The sequence below is a fragment of the Nonomuraea sp. NPDC048892 genome (assembly GCF_040649735.1).
Classification (GTDB): domain Bacteria; phylum Actinomycetota; class Actinomycetes; order Streptosporangiales; family Streptosporangiaceae; genus Nonomuraea; species Nonomuraea maheshkhaliensis.
In genome coordinates, this window is record NZ_JBEZFZ010000005.1 from 673049 (window position 1) to 690484 (window position 17436).

The window sequence follows — 17436 nt, forward strand, 5'->3', positions numbered from 1 at the left end:
CACCCGCACGGACGCCGGCGGGGACCCGGAATCTTGCCCCGATGCGCGGACGGCCGTGGGGCTCGCTTGGGACGTCACCGGGAACCCTTCACCGCGGCGGAATCCCGGGGGTGGCGTTGGAACAGGCGAGTGAACAGGTCAGGTCCGTGGACGCCGGGCCGGTGCGCGTGCTCGGCGTGGTGTTCCTGCTGGCCATGACGGCCTGCCAGGTGATGTCGGGGCTGGACGCGAGGCCCGAGCGGTTCACCGGGGCGATCGTGGCGCTGCTCGCGGCCGGCGCGCTCGCCTTCGCCGCCACCGTCTGGGGGCCGGTCAGGGCGGCGGGCGCGTTCGGCGGCGCGGTGCTGACCGGGTACGCGGCCGAGGTCGCCGGGGTGCTGACCGGGTTCCCGTTCGGCGACTACGCCTACGGCGACGTCCTGTGGCCGCAGGCCGGCGGGGTGCCGGTGGCGGTGGCGGTGGCGTGGGGCGGCATGGGGCTGGCCGCGTACGCGGTGGCCGCCGCCGTGGCGCCCGTACCGGGCTGGCGGCGCGTCGCGGTGGGGGCGGGCGCGCTGACCGCGTGGGACCTGTTCCTCGATCCGCAGATGGTGCGGATGGGGTTGTGGACGTGGGCGCAGGACGGGCCGTACCGGGGCGTGCCGCTGAGCAACTACGCGGGCTGGCTGCTGGTGTCGGCGCTGGTCATGCTGGTCGTGCAGCGCTTCGCCGGCGACCGGGAGCCGGGATACGGGCTGCTCGCCCTCTACACGGTCATGGCGGTCATGGAGACGGTCGGCTTCCTGGCGGTGTTCCAGCCGCCCGATCCGCTGGTCGCCGCCGCCGGAGGCATCACGATGGGCGCGTTCGCCGCGCCCGCCTGGAGGCGGCTGTGGCAGCGGTGACGGTGATCGGCGGCGGCGTCGGCGGCATGACGAGCGCGCTGCTGCTGGCCAGACAGGGCCACGACGTGCGGCTGTACGAACGATCGCCCAGACTGGGCGGGAAGCTGGCCGAGCACCACCGAGACGGCTTCACCTTCTCGCTCGGCCCCTCGCTGCTGACCATGCCCGAGCTGTTCAGGGAGCTGGGGCTGCGCCGCGAGCTGATCGAACCCGAGCCGCTGTGCCGCTACCGGTTCGCCGACGGCACGGTGCTGGACGCCCGGCGCGACCTGGCCGAGATGGCCGCCGCGGTGGACCGGCTGGCCCCCGGCGAGGGGGCCGCCTGGCACGCCTTCCACGACTGGGCCCACGGCTGCCTGCGCGCGGCCGGCCGGACCGCCTTCGCCGGCCCCCTGCTCGGCCCGCCCGGCCGGGCCCGGCTCTCGGACCTGCTGGCCGTGGCGCCCGCCCGTACCCTCGACGGGCTGGCCCGCCGCTTCTTCCGCGACCCGCGCCTGCGCCAGTACGTCGGCCGCTACGCCACCTACGCCGGCTCCGACCCGTACCGGGCGCCGGCCGCGCTCGGCTGCGTCCCGGCCCTGGAGCACGGGCAGGGCGTCTGGTACGCGCCGGGCGGCCTGCCCCGGCTGGCCGAGGACCTGACGCTGCTGCTGAAGGCGGCGGGCGTGCAGCTCCATCTGTCCACCCCGATCGCCGCCGTCACCTGCGAAGGCTCCCGCGTCACCGGCGTCCGGCCGGCGGGCGGGCGCGCCGTGCCCTGCGACATCGTGGTGGCCAACACCGACGCCGCCGCCCTGTACGGCCACCTCCTGCCCGACCGGCGGCGGCTGCGCAGAATCGCCCGGCTCGGCCCTTCGTCGTCGGCGTTCCTGCTGATGGCCGGGGTCGAGGGCAGGACGCCCGGCCTGGCGCACCATTCCGTGCTGTTCTCCGGCGACTACGAGCGCGAGTTCGCCGACCTCTTCGAGCACCGCCGGCCGCCCGGCGACCCGACGATCTACCTTGGCTGCTCGGCCGTGGACGACGCCACACAGGCGCCCGAAGGGGCCGAGAACTGGACGATGCTGGTCAACGTGCCGGCCCGCGACCCGGTGCGGTGGCCGATGGGGGTGGCGGCGTACCGGGATCTGGTGCTGGAACGGCTGGCCGAGCGCGGGCACGACCTGTCGGGACGGCTGCGCTTCGTGGACGTCCTCACCCCCGCCGACCTGCGCGACCGCTACGGCGCCTGGGGCGGCGCGATCTACGGCAGCGCCTACCGGGGCAGGCTCTCGTCGTTCCTGCGCCCGGGAAACAGGGGGCCTCGACACGGGTTGTACGTGGTGGGCGGCTCGGCCCATCCGGGCGGCGGCCTGCCGATGGTGGTGTTGGGCGCCCGCATCGTCAGCCGCCTCATCGCCCGCGACTTCCCGCCCACCACCTCTGACCGGGACCCGTCGCGGAACCTGTGTGACACCGTGCGGGGTGGCCGGTGAGGGTGCTCAGCGTGGCTCAGGCCGTGGCCGGTGCTGTCGTGGTCGCTCGGCTGGCGCGCGGGCGACGGAGACTGCCGCCGCTCCGGGCGTGTCCGCCGGCCGGTGTCGAGGTGTCCGTGGTGATCCCGGCTCGTGACGAGGCCGCCAGGATCGGGCCGTGCCTGCGGGCCGTGCTGGCCGATCCCGGGGTCAGCGAGGTGATCGTGGTCGACGACGGCTCCCGCGACGGTACGGCGGACGTGGCGGCGCGGCTCGGAGCCAAGGTCGTCACGTCGGCGCCGCTGCCGCCCGGATGGATCGGCAAGCAGTGGGCCCTGCGCCAGGGCGTGGCGGCCGCGCGCGGCGCGGTGGTGGTCACGCTCGACGCCGACACCAGACCCGAGCCGGGCCTGTTCTGGGCGCTGACGCGGGCCCTGGACCGGTACGACCTGGTGAGCGCAGGCCCCCGCTTCCGCTGCGACAGCCGCTTCGAACGTGCCCTGCACGCCTCCATGCTGGCCGGCCTGGTCTACCGGTTCGGCCCGATCGGCCCGCCGACCGCGCCCCCGCCGCACCGGACGATCGCGAACGGCCAGTGCCTGGCCTTCCCGCGGGCGCGGATGGTGGAGGCGGACGGGTTCGCGCGGGTGCGCGACCGGATGACCGATGACGTCGCGCTGGCCCGTCACCTGGCCGGGCAGGGCTGGAAGGTGGGCTTCCTGGACGCGGCGGACCTGCTGGAGGTCGACATGCACGACTCGGCGGGCGAGCTGTGGCGCGAGTGGGGCCGCTCGCTGTCGCTGGGCGACGTGACCGGGCCTGGCCGGCAGGCGGCCGACCTGGCCGTGATCTGGCTGACGGGAGCCCTGCCGGTGCTGCGGCTGACGTCCGGGCGGCTGTCCGGGCTGGACCTGGCGCTGCTGGCCGTGCGGCTGCTGGTGGCCGGCGCGCTGCGCGGCAGCTACCGGGGGCCGGGGGCCGAGCTGCTGCTGTCACCGCTCCTCGATCCCGCGGTCGCCGCCCGCCTGACCCACGCCACCCTCCGTCCCGCACGGACCTGGCGCGGCCGCACGTACCCCCGATCCGGCCCTGCCGGGTTGCCTGGGGATCGTACGGACTCGCGTTCCTGTCCTGCCGGGTCGCCTGGGGATCGTATGGACGCTCAGGTCAGTGGTGGCGGGTGGCCAGGCCGAAGCGGAGCCCGATGAGGCACATCAGCCCGCCGGTGGCCGCGACCAGTCCGGCGGGCGCGAACGGCCACTGCAGCACGGGGATGGCGAACACCGCCACCCGGGCCCCCACCGCGAACGAGCGAGTCGCCAGCGCCGTCACCACCAGCGCCGCCACCGCCAGCCCGAACGCGGGCGGGCAGATGACGGCGATCCCGCCGGCGAACGTGAGCACCGACCGACCGCCCCTGAACCCGGCGAACACCGGCCAGGCGTGGCCGGCCATCGCCGCCGCCACCGCCAGGTACACCGGTGCCGCGCTCGCACCCGAGACCGTGCCGGACGAGGAGGTGTGCGCGCCGCTGACCAGCAGCGCCAGCAGGGCGGCCAGCGTGCCCTTGAGCATGTCGCCGGCGAACACCGGCATCGCCGCCCGCCGGCCGAGCCGCTCCTTGACGTTCCAGTACCCGGGGTTGCGATCTCCCACGTCCCGAGGATCGACGCCGTGGACGCGGCCCACCAGCACCGCGACCGGCACCGACCCGAGCAGGTAGCCGGCGATGACCGCCACCGCCCACTCAAGCGCCGATCCGGCTCCCGCCTCAACCATCGCGTCGTTCCACCTCGTCCGGTACGACACCGCGAGCGCGATGCGCCACATGGCCTTCGACCGGCCGCTGCTGCGTGACTGCGGCGGGCTGCTGTTCTGGCGGCTGCTGGGCACGGGCAGGGGACGCTCGATGTCGCTCGGGGCCGACCTGCGCCGCTGGGCGCTGTTCGCGGTCTGGCGCTCGGCCGGCGACCTGGAGGCGTTCCTGCGCTCGTCCCCGATCGCGGCCCGCTGGCGGGCCGAGGCGTCGGAGACCTGGCAGGTACGGCTCGCACCGCTGTCCTCGCGCGGCACCTGGACGAGCCGAAACCCCTTCGCGGACCCGCCCGGCACCCAGGCGGGCCCGTCCGGCGACTCGCGTGGTGCCCAGTTGGGCGCGTTGGGTGACTCGCGTGGCACCCCGGTGGGCCCGTTCGGCGGCTCGGGCGGCGGTGCGGTGGCCGCACGGGGCGGGCCGGTGGCGGTGCTCACCAGGGCGTCGATCCGGGTGCGCCGGCTGGTCGCGTTCTACCGGTCGGTGCCGCCGGTGGACGAACTGCTGCGGCGGCAGGACGGGTGCCTGGCCTCGATCGGGATGGGGGAGTGGCCGCTGGCCCGGCAGGCCACGTTCTCGTTGTGGCGCGACCAGGACGCGATGCGCGGGTTCGCCTACCGGGGGGCGGCGCACCGGCGGGTCGTGGAGCGCGTACGCTCCCACGACTGGTACGCCGAAGAGCTGTTCGCCCGCTTCATCCCGTACGCGAGCGAAGGCACCTGGAACGGCACCAATCCCCTGCGCACGCCGCCGCACCACGGCACCGGCCCCTCGTGCTGAGCCGGTGCTCATGGTGTCATCGTCTCGATGCCGGGTGCTGCTCCGGACAGGGTGTGCGCCACCACGCAGGCCCTGGCGATGGTGGCCGCGCGGGACGAGCCGTGTGCGACGACGACCGTGCCGCGCAGCCCGAGCAGGGCCGCGCCGCCGTGGGCCTCCGGGTCGTAGCGGCGGGCCACCCCGGCGAGCCGCTCGGGCGCGGCGACGCCCTCGCGGGCGACCATCGCGAGCACCGTACGCACGCATCCCTCGACGTTCTTGAGCACCACGTTCCCGGTGAAGCCGTCGGTGACGATCACGTCCATCCGGCCGGACAGCACGTCGTGCCCCTCGACGTTGCCCGCGAAGCGCAGCGGCAGGGCGGCCAGCAGTTCCTCGGCCTGGCAGGTGAGCCGGTTGCCCTTGCCCGGCTCGGACCCGATGGACAGCAACCCCACGGCCGGGTCGGACCGGCCGAGCACGGAACGCGCGTACCCGGCGCCCAGCCGGCCGAACTGCGCCATCATGGCGGGGCTGGGGTCGGCCGTCGCACCCGCGTCCACCAGCACCGTCGCGCCGCCCCGCAGCGACGGCAGCGCCACCGCCAGCGCGGGCCGCAGCACGCCGGCGGCCCGGCCGATGCCGCGTACGGCACAGGTGACCACCGCGCCGGTGGACCCGGCGGACACGAACGAGCCGCCCACGCCCTGGCGTACCAGGTCACAGCCCACCGCGAGACTGGACCCGGCCAGCGCGGCCGTGGCGGCGCCCCGTTCGGACATCGGCACGGCGTGCAGGGCGTGCACCACGGCGATCTCGCCCTCCGCGCCGTGCCGCCACAACTCCCTGCTCAGCTGCGGCTCAGCGCCGACCAGGATGACCGGCACCCCGTGCGCCCGCCGCGCCTCGACCGCGCCCGCCACCACCTCGGCCGGCCCGTGGTCACCGCCCATCGCGTCCAGCACCACGGGCCCGGCGGACCCGCCGCCGGAGTTCCCGGCCGGACCCCCGGCGGAACTCCAGGCCGAACTTCCCCCCATATCCCCGGTGGACCTCCGGGCCGCGCTCACGGGAGTTCCACCCGGACCTGGCGCTCGGCCCGGGCCGCTGCGGTGGCGGTCAGCAGGTGGCGGGTGAAGATGGTGGCTCTGCGGTGGTGCGGTAGCCGTACCCGGGTGGCCAGGACCTCGAAGCCGCGGCGCTCGATCTCGGTGAGGATGCCGCCGTACAGCTCAAGGGCGGCGCTCACGCACGGCCGAGAGGAGGCGACGAGCAGTTCGACGCCCTCGGCGGCGGCGCGGTAGTGGGCGTGGGCGCGCTCGGCCTCGAAGGCGAGCAGGTCCCGCAGGGCCCGCCCGGTACGCCGCGCGCCCAGGTGCTCCGGCTCGACGCCGAACTTGGCCAGGTCCTCCAGCGGCAGGTAGATCCGGCCCCTGGCATGGTCCTCGGCCACGTCGCGCAGGAAGTTGGTGAGCTGGAAGGCCAGGCCGAGCTGCCGAGCGGGCTCGCGGGCCCGCTCCTCGCACCCGGGCACCGGCTCCAGCAGCGGCAGCGTCATCGTGCCGATGGCGGCGGCGGAGCCGGCCATGTAGCCGAGCAGGTCGTCGTACGTGGCGTACCGGGTGACCGACAGGTCGGCGCGCATCGAGGTCAGGAACGAGCGCACGTCGTCGCGGTCGACGCCGAACGAGCGCACGGTGTGCAGGAACGCCGGCAGCACCGGATCGCGGACCTCGGCTCCCGACAGCCCGGCCTCGACCCCGGCCCACAGGCGGTCGAGCGCGCGGGTCCGGTCGCCGGTCATGGTGAAGGAGTCGACGATCTCGTCGGCGTAGCGGGCGAAACCGTACAGGGCGTGCACATGACGCCGCTTCCAGCCGGGCAGCAGCCGGGTGGCCAGGTAGTAGGAGCGGCCGTAGCGGGCGTGCAGCCGCCGGCAGCGTTCGTAGCCGGAGGTCAGCGTCATCAAAGCCCCCAAAGCGCCGGCTCGGTGGTACGCGTTCTGAGCGTCGGTTCGGTGGTGCGCGTCATGAGGGCTCCCCGAGGATGCGTTCCGCGGCCAGGCGGCCGGAGATCAGCACCGGCGGCACGCCCACGCCCGGCGCGGTGAACATGCCGGCGAAGTGCAGGCCGGGAACGCGCCGGGCGACGCCGGACGGCCGCAGCCACGCCGTCTGGGTGAAGCGGTGGTCCAGCGCGAACGGCGTCCCGGCGCTGTGGCCGCGCGCCGCCCACGCGGGCGGGTCCAGCACCAGCCTGGGCGCGCCCGACAGATCGCCGTAACCGAGCTCGGCAAGGCGGGCGAGCAGCCGTTCCTCCAGCTCGGGACGCAGGCGGCCCCAGTCGGCGGCGCGCAGGTTGGGCGCCGGCTCCAGGACGCTGAGCGTGGCGGGCCCGCCGGTGTCCGGGCAGGTGACCAGCAGGCTCGGGTCGGGCTGCGGCCGGCCCCGCTCCAGTGCGGCGAACGTCTCCCGCCAGGTCCGGCCGAAGTGCACGGTGTGGTGGGCCTGGCCGGGCGGGTCACGGTCGAGGCCGAGGTGGAGAACCAGGCAGGAGGGGGAGTGGCGGGGACGGCGCAGCCGCCAGTCGTCGGCCCGGCCGGGCAGCAGCCGCCGCGCCGCCAGCCGGTCGCAGGCCACCACCACGTGGGCGGCCGGCAGCCGTTCGCCGTCCTCCAGCAGGACGCCGGTGACGCCGTCGCCGTCGGCCTCGACCCGGTGGGCGCGCGCGCCGTACCGGATGGCCGCACCCAGCTTCTCCAGCAGCGCCGCCATCGCGACCGGAACGGCGTGCATGCCGCCGTGCTCGGGGAAGTACACGCCGCCGACGGTGTCCATGTGCGCGACGACGGCGTAGATGCCGAGCGCGCGATGCGGCGACAGCCCCACGTACAGGGACTGGAAGGTGTGCGCCCTGATCAGCCGGGGGTCGGTCAGGTGGCGCGCGGCCAGGCGGTCGAGCCGGCGGAAGCCGCCCAGCGCGGCCAGCCGCAGCAGCGCCGCCGGCCTGGCCAGGGCGCGCAGCCTGGTCATGTCGGCGTCGATGAACGCCGGCCACTCCACCGCGAACAGCTCGTCGAGCAGCCGCCGGTAACGCTCGTAGCGGGCCGCTTCGGCGGGCCCGCACAGCGCGCGGACCTGCTCGGTCATCTCCGCGCGCCCGGCCCGCACGTCCAGCCGCGAGCCGTCGTGGAAGATCAGCCGGTACGAGGGATCGAGGCGGCGCAGCGGCACCCAGTCCCGCAGCTCCTCCCCGGCCGCGCCGAAGACGTCGGCGAGCACGCCGGGCATCGTCAGCACGGACGGGCCGACGTCGAACCGGTACGCCCCGGCGCGCCCGGTGCCGCAGCAGCCGCCGGGCTCTCGCCCGGCCTCGACCACCACCACCTCGCGCCCGGCGGCGGCCAGGCGGACGGCCGCCGCCAGTCCGCCCAGGCCCGCCCCGACGACCACCACAGGACCTCGTCGCACAGGGCTCCCCTCCGTCGCTCGGTGACAAGCTGCGGAGGGAGAGTCGGATTCAGGGCGGGTCAGTCAGTCCCGGAACCGCACCATCACGGTATCCACCGGACGCGCGCCGGGAAGCGGGGACACGCCCGCGCGCCGCCCATGTCCCCGAGGGAACCTGGACGGCGGCGGCCCTCAGGCGGCGGGTGGCCCCAGCCGGCGGCGGGGCGGCGGTCGCAAGCCTCAGATGGCCAGTTGTTTGCCGATGGCGGACAGTTCCTCGGTCTGCACGGTCACGATCCGGTCGGCCAGTTCCCGCGTCGCCGCGTGCTCGCCCGTGCTCTGGATCTCCTTGGCCATGTGCACGCCGTGTTCGAGGTGCCCCTTCAGCAGCGTCAGCCAGCCCCGGTCGAACCCGTCGCCCGCCTTCAGCTCGGCGCCCTCGTCCGTCTTCTCATCGGCGGGCACCGACTCCGACCACGACGTGAGCCAGCCGGACATCTTCTGGATGTCGGCCTGCTCGTTCGGGATGATCTCCTTGGCCAGCTTGCGCACGTAGTCGCCGCCGCCCCGCTCGGCCGCGAGCTCGGCCAGCTGGATGGTCTGGCGGTGGTGGGTGATCATCTGCTGGTTGAACCGCACGTCCGCCTGGTTGTACCCGGCTTGGGTCTCCGCCGAGGCGGAGCACGCGCCCGCCGCCAGCAGTCCCAGGAAGGCGATCAAGGCCATTCTCCAACGCATGTACGAAGGTACGCGCGGCGCAGGGGAAAGGTTCAGTAGCTGGGCGGGGTCGCGGTGATCAGGAAGTCGACCGGCTCCTCGCCCGGGTTGAGGTAGCGGTGCGGCAGCGCGGAGTCGAAGTAGCAGCTGTCGCCCTCCTCCAGCGCATGCTCGACCCCCGACACCTCCACGACGAGCCGCCCCCGCAGCACCAGCACGCACTCCTCGGACGGGTGCGACCACGGCTCGGCGGCCGACGAGCCGCCGGGCTCCAGCCGGCCCTCCAGGACCTCAAGCCGCCCGTGCCCCGGGGAGACGCGGGTGTAGGTGACGCCGCCGGTGGGGGATCTGACCAGCATGCGCTTGTCCTGCCGGACCACGGCGACGACAGCCGCGTCCGGCTCCTGGAACAGGCTGAACAGCGGCAGGTCCAGCACCTTGGCGATCTTCCTGAGCGTCTCCAGGCTCGGATCGGCCAGATCGCGCTCGACCTGGCTGATCAGCCCGCTCGACACGCCGGCCGCGGCGGCGAGCTGCGCGAGGGTCAGCCCCCGTTCGGTACGGAGCTTCCGGATCCTGGCGCCCATCACCCGGGGATCATATCCATTGTTAACACCATTTAACGCCCATTGACCAGGTTAAATCCCGCCCGATAGTGTGCCCGAAATGTCGCGCATGTTGAACGCAACCCAGTTCCGGGCCGAGTTCCCCTCTCTGGCCGACTCCGTGCACCTGGCCAGCTGCAGCCAGGCCGCGCTGTCGTCGCGGCTGGCCTACGCGCTCCAGGAGATCGGCCACTCGCTGCGCGCCGAGGGCGCCCCGTGGCAGACCTGGATGGAGCAGGTCGGCCGGGCCAGGGAGCGCTTCGCCCGGCTCATCGGCGCCGAGCCCGGCGAGGTGGCCGTGCTGTCGTGCGCGTCCGAGGCCGCCTTCCAGGCCGCCGCCTCGCTCGACTGGTCCCGCCGGCCCGGCATCGTCACCAACGACCTGGAGTTCCCCTCGATCGCGCACGTGTGGCTGGCCCAGCGCCAGCGCGGCGCCGAGGTGCGGGTGGCCGCCGACACCGGCGAGAACGTCGCGGCCGAGGCGTACGAGCAGGTCATCGACGAGCGGGTCAACCTCGTCTCCGTGCCGCTGCACACCTACCGCAACGGCGCCCGCCTGCCCGTCGAGGACGTCGTACGGCTGGCGCACGACCGGGGCGCGCGCGTCTTCGTGGACGCCTATCAGGCCACCGGCGTCGTCCCGATCGACGTCAAGCGGCTGGGCTGCGACTATCTGGCCTCCGGGTCGCTCAAATACCTGCTCGGCCTGCCCGGCATCGCCTTCCTGTACGTCAGGGGCGGCATGGAGCAGCAGCGCGAGCCCGAGCTGACCGGCTGGTTCGGCCGTACGCAGCCGTTCGCCTTCGACCCCAGGCTGCTCGACTTCCCCGCCGACGCCCGCCGCTTCGAGACCGGCACCCCGCCCATCCCGTCCGCGTACGCGGCCAACGCAGGGTTCGACCTGATCGAACGGGTCGACCTGGTCGCCGTACATGAGCACGTGTCGGCCCTGGTCGAGGAGCTGGCCCAGCGGCTGACCGAGGACGGCGAGCGGGTGGTGAGCCCGGCGGGGGCACGCGGCCCGCAGGTCGCCATCGCCGACCCCGACCCCGACAAGCTGGCCGCCAGGCTGGCCGAGCGCCGCATCTGGACCGCGCCGCGCGGCGACCTGCTGCGGCTGTCGTTCCACTACTACAACGACCGGTCCGACGTGGACGCGGCCGTCGAAGCCATCAGGGACTGCCGCAGGACCTGATCATCCCCCCGAGAGGTCTTCCGTGGACTCTTCCGTGGACAACGAAACCGGGCTGCGCCGCCGGCTGACCGGCCGCCAGCTCACCATGATCGGGCTGGGCGGCGCCATCGGCACCGGGCTCTTCCTCGGCTCCAGCCTGGCGATCTCCCAGGCAGGCCCGGCCACCATCGTCGCGTACGTGATCTGCGCCGGCGTGGCGCTGGTGATCGGCTGGGCGCTGGCCGAGATGGTCGTGGTGCATCCGGAGGCGGGCGCGTTCGGGGTCATCGCCCACCGGTATCTGGGGCCGTGGGCCGGGTTCGTGGTCCGCTGGACGTACTGGACGATCCAGGTCATCGCGATCGGCGGCGAGGTCATCGCGGCCGGGATCTACGTGCAGTTCTGGTGGCCGTCGCTGCCGCTGTGGCTGCCGGTCACCGTCTTCTCGGCCGTCGTGCTGATCACGAACGCCGCCGCGGTCAAGCTGTTCGGCGAGGTCGAGTACTGGTTCGCCATGATCAAGGTGGTGGCCATCGTCGTGTTCATCCTGCTCGGCGTGGTCCTGGTCACCGTCGGGCTTCCCGGCGCGCAGGCGACCGGCGTGTCCAACCTGACCGCGCACGACGGCTTCCTGCCCAACGGGATCAACGGCCTGTTCCTGGCCATGGTGTTCGTGCTGTTCAGCTACATCGGCACCGAGGTCGTCTCGGTCACCGCCGCCGAGTCCGAGAACCCCACGCGCGACATCCCGCGCGCCGCCCGCCGCATGGTCACCCGCCTGGCGCTGTTCTACGTGCTGGCCATCGCGGTCGTGCTGACCGTGGTGCCCTGGACCACCACCGCGCAGGGCGGCGACGTCACCGAGAGCCCGTTCGTCCGCGTCTTCTCGGCGGCGGGCGTCCCGGCGGCGGCCACGATCATGAACTTCGTGGTCCTGACCGCCGCGCTCTCCAGCGCCAACACGAACCTGTACCTGACCACCAGGATGATGCACTCGCTGGCCGCCCACCGCTACGCCCCCGCCTGGACCGGCCGCCTCAGCGCCTCCGGCGTGCCGCGCAACGCGCTCGCCCTGTCGGCGCTGGGCCTGGCGCTGGCCGCGATCGTCTCGGCGGCCAGCGAGAGCGAGGCGTACCTGGCGCTGTTCGGCGTGTCGGTGTTCGGGGCGCTGGTCGTGTGGCTGCTCATCCTGGTGACCCACCACGCCTTCCGCCGCACCCGCGCCGCCCAGGGGCTGGCGCCGTCGCCGGTCCGGCTCTGGGGCGCGCCCGTCACCTCGGTGGTGGTGATGCTGTTCCTGGCCGCCGTGCTCGTCTCGACGCTGTTCATCGAGCCGCTGCGGCCGGCGTGGTGGGCGGGCGTCCCGTTCTTCGTGATCGTCAGCGTGGTGTATTTCGTCATCTCCCGCCGGAGCGGCAGCCGCGAACCGTCGCAGACGTAGCTTCACCGGCCGTCCAGGCGGCCCTCCACGGTGACGAAGGAGTGGGCGGGCAGGTGCACCCGCAGCCCGGACGCCGTGGCCGTGACCTGCTCGTACGGGCGGGGCGCGACCGCGGCGGGGGCCTCGGGGGTGTTGTGGTCCTGGAGCCGCCCCGCGGTGAGGATCCGGGCGCCGACCTCGGTCACGGCGCCGCCGCGCAGGTCCAGCTCGACGTCCGCCGCCTCGTCCGCGTCCACGTTCGACAGCGACACGAGGAGCCGGCCGTCCTTGCGGCTGGCCGACAGCGAGACGGTCGCCAGCCGGTCCTCCCCGACCTCGCGGGTGGGCAGCCCCGAGGGGAGGTCCACCCGCAGCGAGGCCGCGTCCTGGTGCCCCTTGTTCATCTCGAACACGTGGTACGTGGGCGTGAGCACCAGTGCGCCCGACTCGGGATCGGTGAGGATCATGGCCTGGAGCACGTTCACCGTCTGGGCGATGTTGGCCATGACCAGGCGGCCGGCGTGGCGGTGGAAGACGTCGAAGTGCAGCCCGGCCACGAGGGCGTCGCGCAGCGTGTTCTGCTGGTAGAGGAAGCCGGGGTTGGTGCCCGGCTCGACGTTCCACCAGGTGCCCCACTCGTCCAGCACCAGGCCCACGTTCCGGCCCGGGTCGTAGCAGTCCATGACGTTGGAGTGGCCGGTGAGCAGCTCGTCCACCCGGGCCGCCTGCACCATTGTGCGGTAGTGGTCGTCGGTGCCGAAGTCCGTGGCCTGGCCCTTGTCCTGCCAGGTGCCGGTGAGCGTGTAGTAGTGCACCGACAGCGCCTGCATGAACGGCGCCGGGCGGTAGGCGCAGCCCAGCTCGCCGAGCTGCTTCATCAGCGTCTCGGTCCAGGCGTAGTCGAAGGAGTTGGCTCCCGCCGCGATCCGGTAGAGCTTGTTATCGCCGTGGTCACGGCAGTAGGTGCCGAACCTGCGGGCCTCGGCGGCGTACTGCGCGGCGCTCATGTTGCCGCCGCAGCCCCACGCCTCGTTGCCGAGCCCCCAGAAGCGCACCCGCCACGGCTCCTCGCGCCCGTTCTCCTTGCGCAGCCGCACCATCGGCGAGTCGCCGTCGCGGGTGAGGTATTCGACCCAGTCGCTCATCTCCCTGACCGTGCCCGAGCCGACGTTGCCGCTGATGTACGGCTCCGCCCCGAGCAGCTCGCACAGGGCCATGAACTCGTGCGTGCCGAAGTGGTTGTTCTCCTCGACGTTGCCCCAGTGGGTGTTGACCATGACCGGGCGCCGGTCCTTGGGCCCGATGCCGTCCGTCCAGTGGTATTCGTCGGCGAAGCAGCCGCCTGGCCAGCGCAGGTTGGGGATGTTCAGGGCGCGCAGCGCCTCGACCACGTCCAGGCGCAGGCCGCCCTCGTTCGGCAGGTCGCTGTCCTCGCCCACGTAGAACCCGCCGTAGATACACCGGCCCAGGTGCTCGGCGAAGTGCCCGTACAGGTGCCGGTTGATCAAGGGACCGGGGACGTCGACGTTGATGACGGCGGGGACGGCACTCATCCTGGACTACCTCGCGTTGTTCGTGCGTCATGAAGGCGACGCAAGTTTGTATCGATACAAGTTCGCCTGTCAAGGCGCCTGCACCCGGCATGCAAAGAGCAGGGCAGGATCGCGCGGGGCGGGCTACGGCCCTCGGCGGCGCGGGTAGGTCCCACGCCGGGACCCGCCGCCGGCCAGCGGGAACGTGCTCGCTCGACGGGGGAGTGGCCTTGTGAGAGTCATCGTCGACCTGACCCGCTGCCAGGGCTACGGCCAGTGCGCCTTCCTCGCGCCCGACGTCTTCACCGTCCGCGACGAGGCGCTCCTGTACGACCTGGACCCCGGCGACGAGCAGCGCGAGCACGTGCTGCGGGCGACCGCCGCCTGCCCCGTCCAGGCCATCCACCTCGACTGGACGCAGACGCGCCGGGTCGGCCTGTCCTCGGCCGCGCGGCCGCCCGCCGAGCAGCCGCCGGCCGCGAAGATGACCGAAGGCCACATCGTGATCGTGGGAGCCTCGCTGGCCGGCGCGCGCGCCGCCGGCGTGCTGCGGCGGGAGGGCTTCGGCGGGACGCTGACCGTGATCGGCGACGAGATCCACGAGCCCTACGACCGGCCGCCGCTGTCGAAACAGGTGCTCACCGGGCAGGTGCCGTCCGGCCACACCATGCTGCCCCGGCTGCGCGAGTTCGAGGCCGAGTGGATCGCGGGCACCCCGGCGACGGGGCTGGACGTGGCGAACAAGCGCGTTTACCTGGCCGACGGCCGCGAGATCGGCTTCGACCGGGTCCTGCTGGCCACCGGCACCCGCGCCCGCCCCTGGCCGAACGAGGCCGAGGCCGCGTTGGAGGGCGTGCACACGCTGCGCACGCTGGAGGACGCCGCCCGCCTGAGAGAGGCTCTGGCCGCCCGGCCGCGCCGGGTGCTCATCCTCGGCGCGGGCTTCACCGGCAGCGAGATCGCCTCCGTCTGCCGCGAGCTGGACCTTCCCGTGACGGTCGTCGAACGCGGACCCAGCCCCCTCGTCAGCGCGCTCGGCGCGGTGATCGGCGGCGTGGCCGCGCGGATGCACCGCGACCACGGCGTCGACCTGCGCTGCGACACGACCGTCACCGCCCTGGAAGGCGACGCGGAGGGCCGGCTGCGCGGCGCCCGCCTGTCGGACGGCAGCACGGTGGAGGCCGACGTGGCGGTGGTCGCGCTCGGCTCGATCCGCAACGTCGAGTGGCTGCACGGCTCGGGGCTGGCCGCCGGCGTGTGGGGCGTGGCCTGCGACGCCGGCTGCCGGGCCGTCGACACCAACGGCCTGGTCACGGACGACGTCTTCGTCGCCGGTGACATCGCCCGCTTCCCGCACCCGCTCTACCAGTACCAGTTCATGACGCTGGAACACTGGGGCAACGCGGTCGCCCAGGCCGAGATCGCCGCCCACAACATGGTCAGCGACCAGGCCCACCGCTGGCCGCACCTGTCGGTGCCGGTCTTCTGGTCCACCCAGTTCGGCGTCAACATCAAGTCGGTCGGCGTGCCCACGTTCGCCGACGAGATCGTGATCGCGCAGGGCTCGACGGACGAGCGCCGCTTCGTGGCCGTCTACGGCTACCAGGGCCGGGTCACCGCGGCGGTCACCTTCGACCAGGGGATGTGGCTGGAGTACTACCAGGGGCTGATCGAGCGGGCCGCGCCGTTCCCGCCCGCGTCCCGCCACGTCGACCGGCGTGAGGCCCCGCGGCCGATGCCGGCCCAGGTCCCGGACCGGACGGTCGCCACGGCGGGGGCGACCGTCGTGGTGACCGGCCACGACCCGGCCGAGCGCCGCGCCACGCTGGTCCACCCGCCGCAACGCTGACCGCCGCACAGATGGAGCAGGAGTTCAGGTCATGTCATCGCAGAGCCTCTTCGAGCGGATTCTCGACCCTTCGGGCCGCGCCGACCCCTATCCGCTCTACGAGCGGCTGCGCGAGACGCCGGTGGCGCGCCAGGAGGACGGCACGTACGTCGTGAGCACGTACCGGGAGATCGTCGCGCTGCTGCACGACCCGCGGATCAGCTCCGACCGCCGCAACCTCGCCGCCCCGACCGAGGCGCTCGACCAGAATCCCGCCTTCATCGGGCTCGACCCGCCCGAGCACGATCGGCTGCGCCGCCTCGCCATGCGCCACTTCGGGCCGCCGCACTCGCCACGCGTGGTGGAGGGGCTGCGGCCGGCGATGCTGGAGATCACCACCGGGCTGATCGACGGCATCGCGGACAGGAACAGGGCCGATCTCGTGGACGAGGTCGTCTACCCGCTGCCGGTCGCGATCATCTGCCGGCTGCTCGGCGTGCCGGTGGAGGACCAGCCGCGCTTCAGCGTCTGGGCGGACGCACTCGTCGAGACGCTGAAACCGGGCGAGGAGGACCGCGCCGAGCGGGAGCGGGAACGCGAGGCCGTCGCGGCCGAGCTGCGCGGCTACCTCGGCGGCCTGGCCGAGGAGCGCGGCCGGCAGCCGGGGGAGGACCTGCTGTCCGGGTTCGTCACGTATCGGGGCCCTGAGGGCGGGATGACGCCGCAGGACGTGATGTCCACCGCCGTGCTGCTGCTCATCGCCGGCCACGAGACCACGATCAACCTCATCGCCAACGGCATGCTCACCTTCCTGCGCCATCCTGACCTGCTCGAACGCCTGCGCGCCGATCCCGGCCTGATCGTCCCCGCCGTCGAGGAGTTGCTGCGTTACGAGCCGCCGGTGCACTTCCTGTCCTCGCGGGTCGCTCTCGACGACATCACGATCGCCGGCGTCACCATCCCGGCCGGCGCGCCCGTCGTGCTCGCGCTGGCGGCGGGCAGCCGGGACCCGGCCCACGTGAGCGACCCGGGCCGCTTCGACCCGTACCGCCTCCGCAACGAGCATCTGGGCTTCGGCGGCGGCGTGCACTACTGCTTCGGCGCGCCGCTGGCCCGGCTGGAGGGGCAGATCATGCTGACGGAGCTCGTCCGCAGGCTGCGCGCGCCCAAGCTCGTCACCGACCCGCCTCCCTACCGGCCGAGCCCCGTCCTGCGCGGGCCGCGTCATCTCCTGGTCGAGTACGACGGCGTGGAGCCGTACTTGCCAACTTAGTCTCTCATGGAGACAATGTTTCCGGCGCTCGTGAAGCAGGGCGCCTTTCCGTGGTAGTAGTGGAGATCCGCGAAGGAGGCCGGACAGACGAGCAGGTGCAGCCATGACCGAGCGTTACCTCGGCATCCTCGGCCTGGCCGAGGCCCTGGGGGTGACCCGGCACGCGGTGCACAAGTGGCGCACCCGCTTCCCCGGCGACTCCGATCACCCGTTCCCCGCGCCTGACGTCGAGGTGGACGGTGCCCCCGGCTGGCGGGCCGATCGGCTGGCGGAGATCGTCCGCTGGCGTGAGGGGCTGCCAGGGCGCGGCGCGGGCGGAGGACGTCCGACGGCCGCCCGGCAGGACTACCTCAAGGCCGCGCTGGCCCGCGGCCTCGACCGGGACGAGGCGATGCGCGCGCTGTCCACGTTCGCGGCGGAGTTCCCCGAGATGACCGAGCCTGAGCTGTGCGCCTGGCTGGTCGAGAAGTTCCGCCGCTGACCCCTTTCTTCTTCGCGTCTTCTTCGCGGACCTGACGAGAGGAGATG

General features: G+C 73.5%; 16 protein-coding genes. 9 read left to right on the forward strand and 7 right to left on the reverse strand.

What is annotated here, in order from left to right; translation table 11 throughout:
• Nucleotides 1-110 precede the first annotated feature (110 nt).
• From AB0C28_RS20390 to AB0C28_RS20400, 3 genes are all read left to right on the forward strand, one after another.
• Nucleotides 111-884, forward strand: coding sequence for a carotenoid biosynthesis protein (locus tag AB0C28_RS20390; protein WP_357846876.1), 774 nt, complete (start codon nt 111-113; stop codon nt 882-884).
• The gene (crtI, locus tag AB0C28_RS20395) at nt 872-2359 is read left to right on the forward strand and encodes a phytoene desaturase family protein (protein ID WP_357846874.1); all 1488 of its coding nucleotides are present in this window, start codon (nt 872-874) and stop codon (nt 2357-2359) included. The genes AB0C28_RS20390 and crtI (AB0C28_RS20395) overlap by 13 nt, the downstream gene beginning before the upstream one ends.
• A 119-nt stretch (nt 2360-2478) precedes the next feature.
• Nucleotides 2479-3546, forward strand: a complete 1068-nt coding sequence (locus AB0C28_RS20400) for a glycosyltransferase family 2 protein (RefSeq protein ID WP_357846872.1) — start codon at nt 2479-2481, stop codon at nt 3544-3546.
• Here AB0C28_RS20400 and AB0C28_RS20405 read toward each other — a convergent pair.
• The gene (locus tag AB0C28_RS20405; RefSeq protein ID WP_357846870.1) at nt 3506-4078 is read right to left on the reverse strand and encodes a glycerol-3-phosphate acyltransferase; all 573 of its coding nucleotides are present in this window, start codon (nt 4076-4078) and stop codon (nt 3506-3508) included. The genes AB0C28_RS20400 and AB0C28_RS20405 overlap by 41 nt on opposite strands.
• Here AB0C28_RS20405 and AB0C28_RS20410 point away from each other — a divergent pair.
• A complete protein-coding gene (locus AB0C28_RS20410; RefSeq protein ID WP_357846868.1) occupies nt 4068-4931 on the forward strand; it encodes a spheroidene monooxygenase in 864 nt (287 codons plus the stop codon). The genes AB0C28_RS20405 and AB0C28_RS20410 overlap by 11 nt on opposite strands.
• Nucleotides 4932-4939: 8 nt before the next feature.
• Here the strand turns inward: AB0C28_RS20410 and AB0C28_RS20415 are convergent, their stop codons facing one another.
• The 5 genes from AB0C28_RS20415 to AB0C28_RS20435 all read right to left on the reverse strand — a co-directional run bounded on the left by AB0C28_RS20415 (nt 4940) and on the right by AB0C28_RS20435 (nt 9663).
• Nucleotides 4940-5950, reverse strand: coding sequence for a phosphate acyltransferase PlsX (locus AB0C28_RS20415; RefSeq protein ID WP_358076329.1), 1011 nt, complete (start codon nt 5948-5950; stop codon nt 4940-4942).
• A 26-nt stretch (nt 5951-5976) separates the two neighbouring features.
• On the reverse strand, nt 5977-6876 hold the full coding sequence (locus tag AB0C28_RS20420; RefSeq protein ID WP_358076331.1) for a phytoene/squalene synthase family protein: 900 nt from the start codon (nt 6874-6876) through the stop codon (nt 5977-5979).
• Nucleotides 6877-6937: 61 nt separating this feature from the next.
• Nucleotides 6938-8380 (reverse strand): phytoene desaturase family protein, encoded by a 1443-nt coding sequence (crtI, locus tag AB0C28_RS20425; RefSeq protein ID WP_357846862.1) that lies wholly within the window; start codon nt 8378-8380, stop codon nt 6938-6940.
• Between the two features lie 219 nt (nt 8381-8599).
• Nucleotides 8600-9085: a DUF305 domain-containing protein gene (locus tag AB0C28_RS20430; RefSeq protein WP_358076333.1), complete on the reverse strand. Its 486-nt coding sequence runs from the start codon at nt 9083-9085 to the stop codon at nt 8600-8602.
• Nucleotides 9086-9129: 44 nt separating this feature from the next.
• Nucleotides 9130-9663 carry an XRE family transcriptional regulator gene (locus AB0C28_RS20435; protein WP_346107611.1) on the reverse strand — a complete coding sequence of 178 codons (534 nt, stop codon included), beginning with the start codon at nt 9661-9663 and terminating at the stop codon, nt 9130-9132.
• 88 nt (nt 9664-9751) lie between these two features.
• Here AB0C28_RS20435 and AB0C28_RS20440 point away from each other — a divergent pair, with 88 nt between their 5' ends.
• Both AB0C28_RS20440 and AB0C28_RS20445 read left to right on the forward strand, forming a co-directional pair.
• Nucleotides 9752-10876 (forward strand): aminotransferase class V-fold PLP-dependent enzyme, encoded by a 1125-nt coding sequence (locus AB0C28_RS20440; RefSeq protein WP_357846857.1) that lies wholly within the window; start codon nt 9752-9754, stop codon nt 10874-10876.
• A gap of 34 nt (nt 10877-10910) precedes the next feature.
• Nucleotides 10911-12296, forward strand: a complete 1386-nt coding sequence (locus tag AB0C28_RS20445; protein ID WP_358076336.1) for an amino acid permease — start codon at nt 10911-10913, stop codon at nt 12294-12296.
• A gap of 2 nt (nt 12297-12298) precedes the next feature.
• On the opposite strand, the gene AB0C28_RS20450 is transcribed toward AB0C28_RS20445, so the two are convergent.
• On the reverse strand, nt 12299-13828 hold the full coding sequence (locus tag AB0C28_RS20450; protein ID WP_357846853.1) for an alpha-L-arabinofuranosidase C-terminal domain-containing protein: 1530 nt from the start codon (nt 13826-13828) through the stop codon (nt 12299-12301).
• A 211-nt stretch (nt 13829-14039) separates the two neighbouring features.
• On the opposite strand from AB0C28_RS20450, the gene AB0C28_RS20455 reads away from it, so the two are divergent.
• The 3 genes from AB0C28_RS20455 (at nt 14040) to AB0C28_RS20465 (ending at nt 17389) form a co-directional block, all read left to right on the forward strand.
• Nucleotides 14040-15656, forward strand: a complete 1617-nt coding sequence (locus AB0C28_RS20455) for an FAD-dependent oxidoreductase (protein WP_357846851.1) — start codon at nt 14040-14042, stop codon at nt 15654-15656.
• A 31-nt stretch (nt 15657-15687) separates the two neighbouring features.
• Nucleotides 15688-16908 carry a cytochrome P450 gene (locus AB0C28_RS20460; protein ID WP_358076339.1) on the forward strand — a complete coding sequence of 407 codons (1221 nt, stop codon included), beginning with the start codon at nt 15688-15690 and terminating at the stop codon, nt 16906-16908.
• 103 nt (nt 16909-17011) lie between these two features.
• A complete protein-coding gene (locus AB0C28_RS20465) occupies nt 17012-17389 on the forward strand; it encodes a hypothetical protein (protein ID WP_106236878.1) in 378 nt (125 codons plus the stop codon).
• The last annotated feature ends 47 nt before the right edge of the window (nt 17390-17436 follow it).

What these genes read in the sequence shown, in the direction of transcription:
- AB0C28_RS20410 (WP_357846868.1), top strand. Translation starts at nt 4,068, where the DNA reads ATGACCGCCACCGCCCACTCAAGCGCCGATCCGGCTCCCGCCTCAACC.
- AB0C28_RS20435 (WP_346107611.1), bottom strand. Translation starts at nt 9,663, where the DNA reads ATGGGCGCCAGGATCCGGAAGCTCCGTACCGAACGGGGGCTGACCCTC.
- AB0C28_RS20415 (WP_358076329.1), bottom strand. Translation starts at nt 5,950, where the DNA reads ATGGGGGGAAGTTCGGCCTGGAGTTCCGCCGGGGGTCCGGCCGGGAAC.
- AB0C28_RS20460 (WP_358076339.1), top strand. Translation starts at nt 15,688, where the DNA reads ATGTCATCGCAGAGCCTCTTCGAGCGGATTCTCGACCCTTCGGGCCGC.
- AB0C28_RS20465 (WP_106236878.1), top strand. Translation starts at nt 17,012, where the DNA reads ATGACCGAGCGTTACCTCGGCATCCTCGGCCTGGCCGAGGCCCTGGGG.
- AB0C28_RS20450 (WP_357846853.1), bottom strand. Translation starts at nt 13,828, where the DNA reads ATGAGTGCCGTCCCCGCCGTCATCAACGTCGACGTCCCCGGTCCCTTG.
- AB0C28_RS20430 (WP_358076333.1), bottom strand. Translation starts at nt 9,085, where the DNA reads ATGGCCTTGATCGCCTTCCTGGGACTGCTGGCGGCGGGCGCGTGCTCC.
- AB0C28_RS20440 (WP_357846857.1), top strand. Translation starts at nt 9,752, where the DNA reads ATGTTGAACGCAACCCAGTTCCGGGCCGAGTTCCCCTCTCTGGCCGAC.
- AB0C28_RS20420 (WP_358076331.1), bottom strand. Translation starts at nt 6,876, where the DNA reads ATGACGCTGACCTCCGGCTACGAACGCTGCCGGCGGCTGCACGCCCGC.